This is a genomic window from Microcoleus sp. SVA1B4 (genome assembly GCF_036700545.1).
In the GTDB taxonomy this organism is placed as follows: Bacteria; Cyanobacteriota; Cyanobacteriia; order Cyanobacteriales; family Microcoleaceae; genus Microcoleus.
In genome coordinates this window covers 13,000-27,647 of record NZ_JAUBPB010000033.1, presented here as the reverse complement: position 1 = coordinate 27,647, position 14,648 = coordinate 13,000, and the positions used below count along the sequence as shown (strand labels likewise).

12 protein-coding genes are annotated in these 14,648 nt (G+C 44.9%); 8 read left to right on the top strand and 4 right to left on the bottom strand.

Features of this window, described 5'->3' with window-relative positions:
* Positions 1–13: 13 nt before the first annotated feature.
* The 8 genes from QT987_RS16530 (at position 14) to QT987_RS16495 (ending at position 5,140) form a co-directional block, all read left to right on the top strand.
* A complete protein-coding gene (locus tag QT987_RS16530) occupies positions 14–898 on the top strand; it encodes a hypothetical protein (protein WP_333241812.1) in 885 nt (294 codons plus the stop codon).
* Positions 885–1,112, top strand: coding sequence for a hypothetical protein (locus QT987_RS16525; protein WP_194010817.1), 228 nt, complete (start codon positions 885–887; stop codon positions 1,110–1,112). The genes QT987_RS16530 and QT987_RS16525 overlap by 14 nt, the downstream gene beginning before the upstream one ends.
* Positions 1,113–1,707: 595 nt before the next feature.
* On the top strand, positions 1,708–2,124 hold the full coding sequence (locus QT987_RS16520) for a hypothetical protein (RefSeq protein WP_333241810.1): 417 nt from the start codon (positions 1,708–1,710) through the stop codon (positions 2,122–2,124).
* Between the two features lie 614 nt (positions 2,125–2,738).
* On the top strand, positions 2,739–3,368 hold the full coding sequence (locus QT987_RS16515; RefSeq protein ID WP_333241808.1) for a ParA family protein: 630 nt from the start codon (positions 2,739–2,741) through the stop codon (positions 3,366–3,368).
* Positions 3,368–3,610: a ribbon-helix-helix domain-containing protein gene (locus QT987_RS16510; RefSeq protein ID WP_333241805.1), complete on the top strand. Its 243-nt coding sequence runs from the start codon at positions 3,368–3,370 to the stop codon at positions 3,608–3,610. Before QT987_RS16515 ends, QT987_RS16510 begins: the two co-directional genes overlap by 1 nt.
* 705 nt (positions 3,611–4,315) lie before the next feature.
* Positions 4,316–4,606, top strand: a complete 291-nt coding sequence (locus QT987_RS16505) for a hypothetical protein (RefSeq protein WP_333241803.1) — start codon at positions 4,316–4,318, stop codon at positions 4,604–4,606.
* Between the two features lie 3 nt (positions 4,607–4,609).
* A complete protein-coding gene (locus tag QT987_RS16500; protein WP_333241801.1) occupies positions 4,610–4,828 on the top strand; it encodes a hypothetical protein in 219 nt (72 codons plus the stop codon).
* Positions 4,829–4,984: 156 nt separating this feature from the next.
* A complete protein-coding gene (locus QT987_RS16495; protein ID WP_333241799.1) occupies positions 4,985–5,140 on the top strand; it encodes a hypothetical protein in 156 nt (51 codons plus the stop codon).
* Positions 5,141–5,259: 119 nt separating this feature from the next.
* Here the strand turns inward: QT987_RS16495 and QT987_RS16490 are convergent, their stop codons facing one another.
* From QT987_RS16490 to QT987_RS16475, 4 genes are all read right to left on the bottom strand, one after another.
* Positions 5,260–8,076, bottom strand: a complete 2,817-nt coding sequence (locus QT987_RS16490) for a pPIWI_RE module domain-containing protein (RefSeq protein ID WP_333241797.1) — start codon at positions 8,074–8,076, stop codon at positions 5,260–5,262.
* Positions 8,063–11,668, bottom strand: a complete 3,606-nt coding sequence (locus tag QT987_RS16485) for a pPIWI_RE_Z domain-containing protein (protein ID WP_333241796.1) — start codon at positions 11,666–11,668, stop codon at positions 8,063–8,065. The genes QT987_RS16490 and QT987_RS16485 overlap by 14 nt, the downstream gene beginning before the upstream one ends.
* Positions 11,661–12,986, bottom strand: coding sequence for a restriction endonuclease-related protein (locus QT987_RS16480; RefSeq protein ID WP_333241794.1), 1,326 nt, complete (start codon positions 12,984–12,986; stop codon positions 11,661–11,663). The genes QT987_RS16485 and QT987_RS16480 overlap by 8 nt, the downstream gene beginning before the upstream one ends.
* 1,021 nt (positions 12,987–14,007) lie before the next feature.
* Positions 14,008–14,451, bottom strand: a complete 444-nt coding sequence (locus tag QT987_RS16475; RefSeq protein WP_333241792.1) for a hypothetical protein — start codon at positions 14,449–14,451, stop codon at positions 14,008–14,010.
* Positions 14,452–14,648 lie beyond the last annotated feature (197 nt).

Sequence of the window (14,648 nt, the reverse complement as noted above, 5' to 3'; positions counted from 1 at the left end):
CCGAGGTAAGACAATGGCTTCGACATCATTAACTTTTCGCTGTCCAGATGAAGTGTTGGAGGCGATCGACAATCTAGGGAAAAAGCGTTATCCGGCGGCGAATACTAAGCACGGGTGCGATCGCTCTAAGACTTTAATCGACATTATGCGGGCGGGCATCGAGGCGCTAAATGATGGCTCTGTTGTCTTACCCGCACCCGAAGAAGTCAGACAGCCGTCTGACGTAAGACAAAAATTGTCAGACAGTTTGTTAGATGCGCGTATTACAGAAATTGTTGAGCGTAAGACAGAACGATTACAAACAGCGCTGGCAGAATTGAGGGCTGAACTGGTGGGGGAGTCAGTCGCCGTGCGAGAAAACAACGACAGCGAATCTCTTAGGCAACAACTCGCGCAAACACAAGAACAACTAGCAATAACCACACAGGAATTTGAAGAGGCTAAAACTAATAATCAAAGGTGGAGGGACGCTTTCAAGGAATTGGAGGGGGAGAGGGATAATCTTGAAGGGCAAGTAGGGGCGCTTCGCGATGAAAACCAGCGATTACAGACTGACATACGAAACTTGCAGCAAGAACCGAAGGAAACCGACGCCGACTTTGCCAAGCTCCAAGAATCAAGTGCATTAGTAATCAACAATCTTCGCGAAGACCTGCGAGTATTGCAATCGCGCCTTGCAGAAGAAAGGGTAGAGCGAGAAAGTCTGCAAAAACAATTGGATAATGGAGCCGAACAGAATCCAGCCTCTACTAACACACAGCAACCAGCGGCCGAACTGGGATTACCAGAGGCCGCCGACTTGCTCAACCAGTTGAAAGCCGAACGAAAAAAATCAACCACAACGCTCGCAGATGTTGAGACAATCTTAGAAATTCTTGGGAGTGATGATGAAGATTGATTTTACTTGGATTGAGGATGAAGCCCAGAGAGCGCAATTGATAGCACTCTGGGCAGCGGGCGATAGGAGTGCTTATTTCAAGCTGCACGATGCTATGTACCTTAAGCAACTAGGGATTGAAGCATTCCCTACAATTTTTCATCAGCCTAACCCTAATGAGAATTACTACGGTGATGAGAGCTATCAAAGTAAGGACTCCTATCTTCCTGGATAATCAAGAAGTTCTGAGACGACACATCCCAGGATATTAGGAACTTTCCCCGGTAAATACCGGGTTTTTTTCTGGGTTAGCTATCCGATCGCCCGATCGCCCAAACAAAAAAACCTCCGACCGAAATGTCAGAGGTTTTTTACACGATGGGTAATTTGCAATTGGTAATTGGCAACGGGGTGAAATGAGCAGCCGAACAGAAACTTACGCTAAGGAATTGATTAGTCGTTTTGAATACTGCGCTTGCCTCTTATAAACCTGTACCAATTGATCTGTCTGAAATTAAAAAGCCTCAAATCCTTACTGTGCCATACAAAAAAGCTGTACCAAAAAATCTATGCTCTAATTGGTACAGTTTAATTTTCAACTCTTTAAGTTTTTGAGAGACAAAAAAGTAGTTCCCAGAATGCTTATCCAGTAAAACTTTCAGCCTTAACGTAAGTTTCTGTACGACTGCTCATTTACCCCCGGAGATTGGCGAATAGTATTAGCAACTCTTCCCAAAAATTGGGATATCCACGAGTTGCTTCAGTCTCAAGGGGGCTATGGCCTAACCCATATCTGTAAACTGGAGCGGTTAGAGCGAAACCCCTTCCCTGTGGACGATGCGCGCGACCAGTTAGAAGCATTTTCCTATTACCTTTCATTTGCCAGAGGACTGTGGCTTGCTCCCATGCTAATTACTGGTTTTGATGCACAGGGAAAGCAGGTTTTTGATGAGTGGTCAGCTTGTCGCGCCGACTCTTGGCAAAATACTTATACGTGGTTTTCTACGGATTCAACCGACCTAGTTGAAGCCTTTCCTGGTTTTATGCGTCGGTGGCAGAATAAGAACTGGCGGGAGGTAGTGCAAGAGTCTATTCACTGGTATGTGGAGAGTAAAAAGCAAGCTGGAGGAGTAAATGGTTCGATTGTTTTACAGCAGGCAGCATTAGAACGACTGGCATGGGTCTTGTTGGTAGAAGATAAACGCAGCCGAGCGTCAAAATGGGTTTCACAAACTCCCAGGCGCTGATGAAGTGAAACTCTTGCTGTCATATTTGGGGATAGACTTAAAAATCCCAGATCGCTTAACTAACTTGATTCAGCTAGCGAATAGGCAAAACTGGATTGATGGCCCACAGGCGATAACTGAAATACGGAACGCAATCGTTCATCCTAACCCAAAAAGCCGTCATAAAGGATGCGGAGCTTCAAAAGAAACCAGAGCAGAGGCATGGAGTCTAGGTCTGAAATACCTGGAGTTTGCCCTGCTCAAGCTATTTGATTATCCGTATGTTTAGCTCTCTCACGCTTGATGCCAACTGGCTTGAGATAAGGAGCGATATGGAGAATCTACCCCTGAAAGGAGAAAGAGGGTGGTTACAGGCGATTCTGAGAGGAGTTTTTTAGGGTGATCGCGAAGCTGGCAGAGTCTGATCGCACCTCAATTATTCAAGAGCCTGCTTTAATAACTCTCACAAAGCCCTCAGACCTAGTTGCAGCCATTACTACTTTGCTATCAAAATAGTTTACTATCTTTGGAAAGAAATCACCAAAACCCTATTTATAACAAGTTAAACCAACGCCTAATAATTTGTCACGCCCAGCTTTCAAGCTATAACGATATCAAACTAGCAAGTAGCACCAATGTTCGTAGTTAGCCTTTTGTCGAGAAAAGGAGGTTCGGGAAAGACAACCCTGGCCGTCCACTGGGCAGTTGTTGCCGTAAAGTGCGGCTTGAGTGTCGTATTGGCAGACATGGATTCCCAGAAGTCCTCAGCATCTTGGTTTAACAAGCGAGAAGCTGAAACCCCGCTGCTGATACAGCCCCAACCGTACAACATCTCTGACCACATTCAAGCTTGCGGCGACGGTGGTATTAACCTAGTGCTGATTGACACTCCCCCTGACATTGACACAAATGCCGTCCATGCGGCTAGAGTCTCAGACTTGGTAGTAATTCCGGTGCGGCCTTCTGTACTGGACTTGGAGGCGATCGCAGGTACGGTGGAACTGATACGAGGCATAGGCAAGCCCGCTGTATTCGTCCTCAACCAAACACCACCCAGGCCAGGCGTTACCGATGAAGCTAAAACCGCCCTAGCTGCCTACGCTTTGCCCATTTGTCCTGTGGCATTAGCCTCTCGCATTGCCTACTCACGCGCCTTGATTGATGGTCGGGTAGCTTCTGAGATTGAGCCAAGGGGAAAAGCCGCGATAGAGATTAAACAAAGTTGGAACTGGATTGCTCAACAGTTGAAAGCAGGGAGTAAGTAATGCCCAAGAAGAAACCAAGTTTATCCGATTTGACACTCTCCAAGGGGACAACCACAGTACAAGCACCGTCCTCCACGACAGAAGCTGAACCCAAACGCAGGGGGCAGACGTTACGGTTAGATGAAGGGGCGTGGAAGCAACTCAAGCACCTGGCAACTGACTTGGGGAAGCCTTCTCACGATTTGCTCATAGAGGCCGTCAACGATCTGTTTAAAAAATATGGCAAACCGCCGATCGCTTAAACTTGCACTCCTCTATCAAGCATCAACCAATGGTAACGCCAGCTTGGTCGCACCTATCCGACCAAGCTAGACGACAAGCAATAAAGCTACTTTGCTATCAAAATAGCTTTATTAAAATTTGAGCTGGATTCTTTAATCTCAAAGTTAGAAACAAATTTTAGCTCCACCAAAACTCCAACTTTACATATCAAAGTATCTTGCTATCAAAATATTAAGGCTTGCTATCAAAATATTAAAGGAGAATCCCCTGACGGGGTGACAACGCCTCTGAAACCTTTATGGGCAAAGCGTTGAGGCTTCTGAGCTTTCCTCAAGATAGCAGCGATTATACAAGAGCTTATTGAGAATTATGATAGTAGCGCTCGCCGCCGATCCTTATCGAAGCCCGAAAAAGTCGCTGCAGCTACGCCAGCCGCAGGCATCGCACGCACATATCTTTTTTGACGTAGCTTAACTCAAACCTTTACAAGTGTATGTCTTTCAACTTGCTTGTCACCCCGTCAGGAGAATCCCTTGTAACCCGAATGGCACACGCGCTCCTGTGGGAATGTCAAGGCGATCGCACCGCCAAAGTTAAAGGCTCAATCCCACTTCTTGAAAGTGAGATACAGAATTGGGGAAATTTCTAGTCCGTACAGGTATAGAATAATTAGTCAATGCCAATATCTCTGCAATTAACAGAATTCTGATACCAAGGTGTGCCGAATGACCCAAAACCCCCTTATTCAAAGAGCCTTAAATTCCGCTAGCCTTGAAAATAAGGCTAAAATTGGCATCAATCCAAATCCTCTCACCTTTGAAGAATATGTGGAGCGAACCCCCGGAAAACTGGAGTTATACAACGGATTCCTCGGTAGCAGAAGCGATTTGAAAGATTCAATAGAACTTTTGCTGATCAGCCTCCAATGCTTTGGCTTAACTAACATTGTGTCACTGTTGCCGAAAGAATTGTGGTTGGAAGCTTTGAATTCTGCTTATCCAAGCGATGAAAAATAAAAAATGCTTCCCTTAACTTCAGAAAACTTAGAACAAAAGCTCACTCAACTGAGAGAATTAAGAAAGGAGTTTGAGACTGAACCCAAAGCGTCCAGTCTTTCTCAGCAAAACCTAAAGCAACTGTTGCAGAACTTAGAGAAAATGTCAGCCAAGATATCCGATTCCATCGGCTTGCAAGCTGAACGCCAGCAGTCCCAAAGTGAAAGCGTTTACTCATTTTAGAATCCATTAACTCTTTCAGATCGCCAATCAGAAGACGCGCCAAAAAACATTCTAGTTCTGATTCGGCTTCGCAAAGAAGACTTAGACAAAATACCAACTAAGCGGGATTGGGTAATCCCAGACACCTTATCTGATGCCACCGCTGATTTAAGGAAGATGACCGGACAAATCCTCCCCGAAAGCTGCAAATGCTCCGAATGGGCAGGCATAAGCCTCAAAGTGGAGAAAGTGGAATTGTTAAAACCAACGGCTGGTAAAATTGCCAAAGAATTGGCTGGGACTTGGGTGATTCGAGTTGCTATTTGTGATTGAAATTTTTATGGATTATGGATTAATAAGCAGCAGTTTATAGTAGTCTTCATGCGAGTAACAATTCTATCAGTCACTTTGGATGAAACTGCTGCCTCCGACATTCGACCTATCGATTATTGTTAGTCCAAAGATTCCTCTAAATCTTCTAATTCCTCAGATGAATCAACCGGATCTTTGGCACTAACCGCATACTCTTTGGCCAAAGTAGCAAAAGGAAAGGGAAACGGCAAAGAAATCTCATCTGCGAAATAGGGCCAGCGGTCTCTGAGACTATGGACGAAAAAAGCCAATTTTTCTGCATCTATTTCAGGGGAATAAATGACAGCTATCTCTAGGAGTTTTGGGTTCCCAGCTTGTCTGCTACCATTATCAAGCCGAGACTGCTTTTGTTGTAAGGTGTTTGTACCTTGTTCAGTAGTTAACGGCTTTCTCATGCTTAGATAAAGCATATATTTTTTATCATCACACACATCTTTCCAACAGAATAAACCGCTAGTTCTGCTACCGGGAGAACCCTTGACAATACCGACAGGAACTTCGCCGTCTGGAACTCGCAACCGCACAAACCACAAGCGATTTAGTTCTGATTCTGTCAGAATGTGTTGTTTCAGTTCGTGGGGTAAATCGTTGGCGGGTAGCTGGGGGTTTTGTAGCCACGTCAGCATTTTGCGGGCATTTTGCGCTTCCACCATGAAGAGTACGCGAGGTATTTTCTCATTTTCAACTGGTGTACTTAGGCAATCACGCAAGCAATCAGCAATGAATTTATTAAGCAACTGCTGTTCGCGTTTTTTATCACTAGATGACTGTTCTTCATCGCTGTCACCAATCGCTTCATCTACATAGGAATCAAAGTCCCACTTTTCAGTAATTAGGGAGCTAAGTCCGACAGGATATGATACCCATTTTTGCGTCCCGAATAAAGAAGGAGTAGTAACTTGTACGATTCCCTTTACGGGGTTAACTCGCACCATTAATGCAACAGTAGCAGGCGTGTTACTAGCCGTTGTTTTTCGAGTGCGACGCAGCACGCGGAAACAAGTCAGCCACAAATTTGGATCGATACCATCCTTTTCTAGGTCAATTAGAGGAGCAGGCAGAATTCCAAATTGTCGCAATAAATCCGAAACAGCTTTTTGCACTCGATTAAGAGTACCTTTAGGGACATATTGCTTACCCTCTTTATTTTGAGCTGTTACTGCGTGAATGTGTTGATTGACATAGCCAGCTTGCATCGCTCCAATTCTTAATGCTAACTTGGGATCTGACTCCGCTGGAAAGAATGATTTCTTAGGTTTTATTTCAATTAATGCACCGCATATTCCTTGAGATTGAGGGAGAGATGAAACAATCTGAGAAACGCGCTCATCGATTAAATTAATGCGCTGTTGTTGTCGGCTGTTGCCTTTGACTGAGGAATTTTTTACATCAAGTCTCTGCGTCAAATCTTGAACGTGCTGAGTTTTGATTAGCAAGGAACCGTAAGGGCTTTCATAGAGAGTCGGTTCTCCTTGGACTTCGGTAAGGGTTGTATAAATCTGAGATTCTCCTTTGGGTGATAAGTAAAGTATCTCGCAGATTTCAGCAATGAGCGCGTCTCGACATTCTTTGGTTTCCCAGAGTATAAGTATTGTATGCAAAGGGTTTTCAGTGGAACGAAAGACAGCGGGTACAGCGAATGTAGGTCGCAGCATAAGGGTAGATAAATCGTCACGTTTTTTAGGTGATAAATCACCTCGTTTTTTTGGGGTTCCCGGTTCCCAAAAAGGCACATATTTACTGGATACCTTAATTGCTTCGCCCACTCGCTGAAGAGGTAAATTTTCGCCAACCAACTTATTTTGAATTGCCACATCCAAGCTAGCTAAATCTCGTGGACTGACACCGCGAAGGCAAGGGAGTTTACCCCAGGAAGTATGGTAGGCGATCGCCACCTGTATCCCACCTGGTTCTTCTCCAAAGCTTGACCATTGATGTTTTGGGTCAGAGGCTAAAATATTAAGTTCAGGAAGTGGAGATTCGTTAATCTTTAGAAGCTCAGTAATCGCTCTTGACCATCTTGGTTCTCTCCCTTCTTGTGTTATCATTTGCTTGATTCGTAAAGGCATAAAACAGAACGGCTGGCGAACCCCATCTAACCACCGACGATTATCGCCAATATAAGCGGTAGCACCTCCATAGGGAAATTTATCGAAAGGCTTCACAATCCATTGTCGCATTGAAAGTTGATGGTAAATAATCGGGTCTTTGCGCCAAGGAACTGTTTGCAACTTAAAATTGATAACAAATGAGATATCTGATGTATCGACTTGTTTATTTCTCCCAATTAGCGAAACCGGATGAGGAGGCCATGACATTAGTTCAGAACCCTGATTGAGGCTGACAACTCGGTAGAATGTAAGTTCATACTGATTGTTATCACCAAAGCAAACTTTAGGATTTTTGAGAAAGTCAATAGTTAGGTAATCTGGAATTGCTTGGAAGCGGATATCATCGTAGGGTTTTTCTGGCGGATGCAGCAGAGAATAACTTTTAGGCTCTTCCCAATGCCAAGCATCATTATCTAGGTTTTTGAGACTCGACTCGACTTCCTCGTTTCCCAAACACTCACTAAACTCTTCTAGCAACCAATCTTTTATCAATTCTGGCAAGCATGAAAGGTCAGCAGCTTCTGTTGCAAATACCCAAGGCACAGATGGATGCTTCCAGCCATAACGAGCAGTTTGGATGATTTTTGGAAAGCTTGCAGCTACAATGGGGTCGAGAGAGTAGACTGGCACAGAGGGATAGCCTTTCCCAAGTAACTTGACGCGCTTTTGTGCCAGAGATTTAGCGACTTGTTGCCACGCAGTAGGAACAATTAGGGAAAAGAGATTGTATTGCACATCCTCCGTCATTTCCCAAGCTCCAGGTAGAATTGTTTTAATTTTGTTCATTTTTTTCATAGTGTAATTCCTTGGTTTCTTTGAGTGCATTTAAGAAAGCCCCGTAGAGCGATCGCGCTAAGGTTCTTTCACAAGATCGTTTTCCTTCCCCCTCAACCGAGAGTTGAAGTTCTTTGAGAATTCCAACTAAAAGTGAGGTGACATTGCTGTCGAATTCCCCTGCGGCTGAATTAGGTGCGAACTTGACATCCAAAAAATGAACGATACAAGGAACACCGCCACGCACTAAACGCCCAATGATTTGCCAGATACTAACTAATTGAGTCCAGCAAAGTACAGAACGTTCATCATCCGTCAACTGTCTGAAAGACATCGCTCGACAACTCAAATCGAGCATCTTTCCCACCGCATACTTGTAAAATTCGTTCTCAACATTCGACAGCGTGAGAGCGTCACCGCGCCGTTGCATGGGCTCGTAGAGATTAGAATTAGAAGCATTTTCTAGCGCCCAATTGTTAAGTTGCTGGACAGTGGTTTGCCAATCATCCGGGACAGGCATCGGCCGACACAGAAATACTGCTGCACCAAATGCTGCTATCTGGCTATTGTTGAGGATGTTATGACCCCGCTCTAAAGCCATTAAAGGAGCTACTACAATCTGAGTAGGAAGCTGATGCAAATCCCGAATTTTGCCCCGGCGAATTCCGCTCAAATTAGTTGGAGCATTATCACGACGAAGGACTTTAATTCGTTCCCCTTGTGGAATGACTTCGCCTACGATATTTTCAACACGGTAAACCGATTTCAAAACCGACTCAACCCATTCGGCTTCGTCATAACTGTTGGTAATGACCAGAACCCGATGGCGCTTATCCCACCGCTGGGGGTCAAGCTGTTCTTTATCTTTTAAGGTATCAAATAACAGATCGAGAAAGCTCTTAGCTTCTCCTGATTTATTACAGATAGCCTTAACCATTTCTTCAGCCTTCTTTTTCCGCGCAGCGGGTGGTTGTCCCGATAGAGCAATGTACCTCCCTGCGCTCTGCTGCGGCTTGAAGAAAAACTCACTTTCGCCAATTCCCGCATCGCCAGCTTTGTCATTATTCGGCGCTGGTTCTAGCAAGACTGTAGGTTTTTTCTGAATGTGATAAGCTGGGCTCCCTGGGGCATAACTCGTACCTGAAATCAGCACCGTATGGGGACCATTCCAACCATCAACAGCCCAAAGAGTGGGGAAATTTAAAAGCAAGTAGCGACCTACTCCCACATAGCGGAAATACTCCAATTTTCCCCCTATATTGCTGCGGCGATCGCGCGTATATTTAAAGCCTAAAATATTTCCCACAGGCGCAGATGGCAAAATCGGTAGATAATCGCGGGGCGGGCGATACACGAGAGAAAGACTGGTGTCGTGCAAATCAATAATGCTTGTCCCTATTAAAGCACTTAAATGATCGACCAGAAAAGCTAACCGATTCGTCAGCACAGCTACAAGAATAGCGAAGTATAAGTGGCCTGTAACTTCCTCAAACTTAATGTTATCTGTGATAGATATTCCCAAAGATTCAAGCCATCTATTTAGCCAGTCAGCCACTTCATCTAATACCACTCGCTCACTTTCTGCACTTAATATGGTAAGGGCAATCTCCGAAAGTTCTCCTCCCTTACGGCGGTTAAGGGGAGCTTGCAAAAATTTCTCTATTGTTTGCAATAGCTGTTTACGCCGCTGCCGTTCCTCTTCAGGTGGCAAACCCGCCTCAATCCGTTTTAGCCGTTGTTGGCTGCGCTCTTTACGGGTGAGTTTAATTTGGGATTCCTCATTTTCACTGTCTGAGTTCGGTTCAAGAATCTCGCGGATAATGTGAGCAAATACAGAACGACCAGTGAAAGGATTTGAACCTAACCATTCAACCAGTTTAGGTTGGCTGTGCAGTTTGGGAAGGATAATATCAGTGGCAATTTGAGCGTAATCGTTCGCTTTTTTAGCGGCGGCTACTAATTCTGCTCCCATACTGCGACGATCTGAATTGTAAATAGCAGTTGCAAATTTGATGCCAAGTTTATTTAATAATGAGTTTCCCGAAGCATCAACTAACACTTCATCAGGAGCAAAAGCTTCGTCAAACTGCACCTGTACCCGGTCAGCTTCGTCAATAAATAGAAAATTACATTCGCGGTAAACGACTTCAGCAAACGTAAATTTTTCATCAAAAATTTGACCGGGGACGCGGGTATGAATGAAGCTAGCGGTCGTTAATACCCACACGAAAGCTTGCGCGATGTCTTGTTCCAACTGATGGCGAGGACATTTGTAATAAAAAGGGCAAGTATATTTATTTTCTGTTTCGCCTTCCTCCCAATCTTCTAAATCCTCCGAGTTTATATCATTGTCTTTGTCTTTTTTGGTTGCAGTTACTTTTTGGTAAAGGTTGTGACAGGGTTCAGAACCAAATTCCCACTTATTCTCTGATTGCACTAAAGCGAGTAAGGGACAGACGGGACTAAACCAGCGCCATGCTGGATGAATCGCTCCTTGTTCAATTTGCTGACCCTTTGTGGCTAAAATGGGTTCGTAAACTTTTTCCAGTTGTTGGGAGCGCTCGCTCCCCCCCAATACGGGAGCCGCACGAATCCCCAATCCGTGCCAAAAGAGGGAAGCGAGGCGCACGGCTGCTACCACATCATTGACGATTAAAGCGCAGCGATATCCCTGTTTTGCCAAATGATAAATAAGAACTTCGAGCAGAGTAGATTTGCCGACATTTAATAAACCGACAATGTGGATGAGTTGTTCTAGTTTCAGTTCACAACCTGGAGAAAAATCATCGCTTTTATCGTCGTACAACCGTAAGGCAATCCCTTGAAGGCGGCTATAATAATTTTCTGGATCGTACCTTGATTTAGCCAGTTGACTATCCATTTCCTGGGCTGAAATCAGCAACTCGTCTAGTGTAATGGTATGAGCAGGATTCTCCTGAGTGCGCGTGCGGTGAAAAGAAACCTGTGATGAGGATGCTTGATGAGAAACAGCTTGGGGAATATTGATGGGAACCTCAATAGGAGTATTCCCTTTGTGGGAAATCTTAGCATACCAATACCCAGGATTTGCTAGTTTAATTTTTGTTTTTTTGTGCTGTGGGGTTGCTGATAAGGTTTGGCGATATAGCTGCCAGCGACGAGGGTAGGTACTTGAGGGAATTAATTGCGGGGATTGATTGATGTCCGTCAAGCTGTAAATTCTCAAAATTTCAGGGATGTTGATGTATTCAGAAAGCGAACGTTCCCATTGGTTCCCTTTGCGACGCACCAAATAAAAGCGAGCTTTTTGTACCAAGAACCAGTTGCTATCACTTTGTAAATTGATATCGCTTGGCAAATTGATATCAGTTTGCAGAAATGCAACCGGAAACCGATAACCCGAAAGTAGACCGGAGACTGAAATTGCAACTTCTTCCGGTGCTATTTCTTTCAATAAAGTTAGCCCTAATTCTACTTCTACAATCAGTTGGGCTATGCGCTGTATTTCTCGCTTCTGTACTTTTTGATCAACATCAGGTAGGTTAGAAATAACATGAGATTTTAAGTCGTCAGAGTTACGTAGAGCTTGGCGCAATTGTTGGCTCCAATTAGTGATGTCACGCATGGTTTCTCTCCTTTAAAAGTTTCTCAGCTTGAGAGATGATTTCACTGACAAGCTTCAATCGCAATCCACCCAGAGACGGTTCTAGTTGTTGGCGTACTACCCTGATTCGCAATTTTTCTTCTCTCTCATCTGGGAAGACAATAAAAATTTCTGTAAATTCAGAGCGACGTTGCAATTTTTCTCTAGTTTTCTGCAAACGCTCTTCATCTAAGTACGACCAATCTTTAACATCAATCGCCCAGCGGATTTTCTTGCTAAATTCCACAAGCAAGTCAAATTCATCAATCTCCGGCCACAGGGTGACGCGGATGCCTAATTTTGTAAGAGTTTCTGCTAATTGAATTTCCCAAAGTCCAGGGATTGTCCCATACCGATATACGCCTGGGATTACAGCTTTCCAAGTTTCTGCTTCATGTTTGGGAATTGGTGGCGACGGCGGCAGATGAAGTTGGGCGCACAGTTGTTCGCAAGTTCCGTTTCGGCAGCTATAGGTTTGAGCTTGGCGACGGTGCATTACATATTTGCAGCGTGGGCAAAAATGATAACTGTTTTCTTCTGCTAAATCGACTAAATCAATGTAGGTTTGTAGCAAGAAGTCCCGCAGGGGTCTGAATTGGGAGGATGAAAGGAGGCGGCGGTATTCTGGGTAGGGGAGGACGGGACGTTCAATAATCAGTTTGCGGAAAGCACGATAGGCATCTTCTAGTTGATACCCTCGGCAATGTTCGAGAACATCTTGCAAGATTTTTTCCTGCACCTGCTTTTCTATGTCGTCACCTGTAACTTGCCATTGTTCAGCAAAGTTGGAAATTGATCCGTCTTCGATGAGGGTGACATCCGGTGAAAGGTATTTAATTTCTGCTGCCGGTTTCCACTCGACTACCGGATTTGTTGCCCATTCAAAAAATTCTGGGAGGTTCGAGGGGGCTTGTTCATCTCCTTGCAGTAAAGATGTTAGGTACATTCGGGACATCCCGATGCGGAGTGCTTTTGGAATGTGCTCTCGCTCGCTCAGTTCCCGCTTTTCCCACTCTGCCAGTCCCGTTGCTAGGTACCGCAAGGTTTCCGGTACCGATATCTGTAGTCCGGGTTCAACTTCTGGGTCGCCTGCAAGCAGGCGGAGACTGCGGGCTGCATTATCTTCCCATTCTATGTCGATGCCACGCATGGTCTGTAACCATCGTTGTACCGTTGCTTTCTGACGCGGCTGCATTCCCAGTTCTACGCACAACTCTTCCAGGGTCGGCCCCTCTTTGTGGACGCGAAACCACTCTCGCAGCGCCTCTAGGATTTTGTCTCTATGTCTGGTGACTTTCACGGGCCGCCCTCCTCAATCTGGGGTGTAGCCCAATTCTCACACCACCTTCACTGGCGTGTCAAGAAAATTTTTCAATGTTTCTACAATGTTTCCAATGTTTCTATTTTATTCGGCTGGCTTCCCTGTCGGGCAAGAGACTGTATTTTGCTACTTTGCTATTTTGATAGTAAAATTTTAAAAAGTAGTTTGCTGGTTTGCTTTTATACCTATAGTTTTTAGATTGTTGGATAAAGCTACTTTGATAGCAAAGCATCAAGCTATTGTTAAAACCTAACTGGATTATTGCTTGTTACCCCATCAGACAGCAAACCATTTCTTCCTCACCAGAGTTCTGACTGCGTTATCGGCTCCGCACCAGACAAGTTACTCGCAACAATTGAGAAACTGGGGATTGTACTGCTCTTCTGTCACTCTGGAAAAATAAAAATGAGAGTAAAATTTTCAACTTTAGATAGAGCGAGGATTTGAGCGTTTATTTTGTAACAGAATGGCTGAAATCAAGATTTTTGGTAAAAGTCTTATGCTAGGGGTGAAATGAGCAGTCGTACAGAAACTTACGCTAAGGAATTGATTAGTCGTTTTAATTTTCAACTCTTTAAGCTTTTGAGATACCAAAAGAGTAGTTCCCAGAATGCTTATCCAGTAAAAGTTTCAGCCTTAGCGTAAGTTTCTGTACGACTGCTCATTTACCCCCTTAGTTATCAGCAATCAGTCATCAGGTAGCGCTACGGTGCTAAATCGTCTCTAACACCGTAGCGCTTGCTTCATCAGTGACACTGTAGCGCTCGGTCAAGCTGGGTGCGGGTCATCCGTTACGCCTAAGCCACTCTAGTAGTGTTTGTTTGGCGTTCTCCTTAGCCATGAGTCGGCTTAGTCGGTCTGGCGCTTCGTCAATTGCTTTCTTGTCTCTAGCGGACTGTGCTTTTAATTCAGTGGGGGACATTTTGCTTAAGTCAGTCATTGTTGCTCTCCTTTAATCTGTGATAAGGTAGCGCTCGGTTTGGTTGGGTTGGTGCGATGTTCAGCGGGCGATGTTCAGTGCGGCCATCTGTTCATGGGTTAGCTGCTGAATTTGCTGTGGTGGCTGCCAGCGAGTGCCCCAGTTCTGCCGAAGTTTGGAAAGTGCGATCGGGCTGGGGAAGAGTTCGGCAGCGCTAACCCAAACACCAACACCGGAAATCTGGCTCGCATAGTAGGTATCAAACTGTTGGCGCGTCACTCTTGCCAGTTGCCCTTGCTCCGATGCCCGCCACAGTCGATCGACAGCCAGCGATTCGCGCTTCAGAATCCGCACGGTTCCTAATAGTTCGGCAACTGGTAGCGTGGCATAAATTGCAATATTATCGCCCGGTTTTAGGGATGCCCCAAAGCTACCTTTTCGGAGTTCGATCGTTTTCGGGTTCCGGTCAACAAAGAAGGCATCAGCCCAAGTCGGGCGGACTGAGATTAAAAAGGTGCAAGTCATTTCCCCTTACCCATCAAGTTTAAAAACGGATTCAGAATCATCAAGCACACGGTCGAGAGCCTTAGATAATTGGAAACAATCAGACGTAATGGCGACGGAGTTCGGGAGTCTCCATTTAGGTTCCAAAACATATCTCGATGAATCAGTTTATGCGCCTCTGGCGAGAGAGGGACGCAATCTCTAACAACCCATTCATT

Excerpts from the sequence above, each read along its gene's own strand:
- QT987_RS16530 (WP_333241812.1), top strand. The coding sequence starts at position 14 with ATGGCTTCGACATCATTAACTTTTCGCTGTCCAGATGAAGTGTTGGAG.
- QT987_RS16525 (WP_194010817.1), top strand. The coding sequence starts at position 885 with ATGATGAAGATTGATTTTACTTGGATTGAGGATGAAGCCCAGAGAGCG.
- QT987_RS16515 (WP_333241808.1), top strand. The coding sequence starts at position 2,739 with ATGTTCGTAGTTAGCCTTTTGTCGAGAAAAGGAGGTTCGGGAAAGACA.
- QT987_RS16510 (WP_333241805.1), top strand. The coding sequence starts at position 3,368 with ATGCCCAAGAAGAAACCAAGTTTATCCGATTTGACACTCTCCAAGGGG.
- QT987_RS16505 (WP_333241803.1), top strand. The coding sequence starts at position 4,316 with ATGACCCAAAACCCCCTTATTCAAAGAGCCTTAAATTCCGCTAGCCTT.
- QT987_RS16500 (WP_333241801.1), top strand. The coding sequence starts at position 4,610 with ATGCTTCCCTTAACTTCAGAAAACTTAGAACAAAAGCTCACTCAACTG.
- QT987_RS16495 (WP_333241799.1), top strand. The coding sequence starts at position 4,985 with ATGACCGGACAAATCCTCCCCGAAAGCTGCAAATGCTCCGAATGGGCA.
- QT987_RS16490 (WP_333241797.1), bottom strand. The coding sequence starts at position 8,076 with ATGAACAAAATTAAAACAATTCTACCTGGAGCTTGGGAAATGACGGAG.
- QT987_RS16485 (WP_333241796.1), bottom strand. The coding sequence starts at position 11,668 with ATGCGTGACATCACTAATTGGAGCCAACAATTGCGCCAAGCTCTACGT.
- QT987_RS16475 (WP_333241792.1), bottom strand. The coding sequence starts at position 14,451 with ATGACTTGCACCTTTTTAATCTCAGTCCGCCCGACTTGGGCTGATGCC.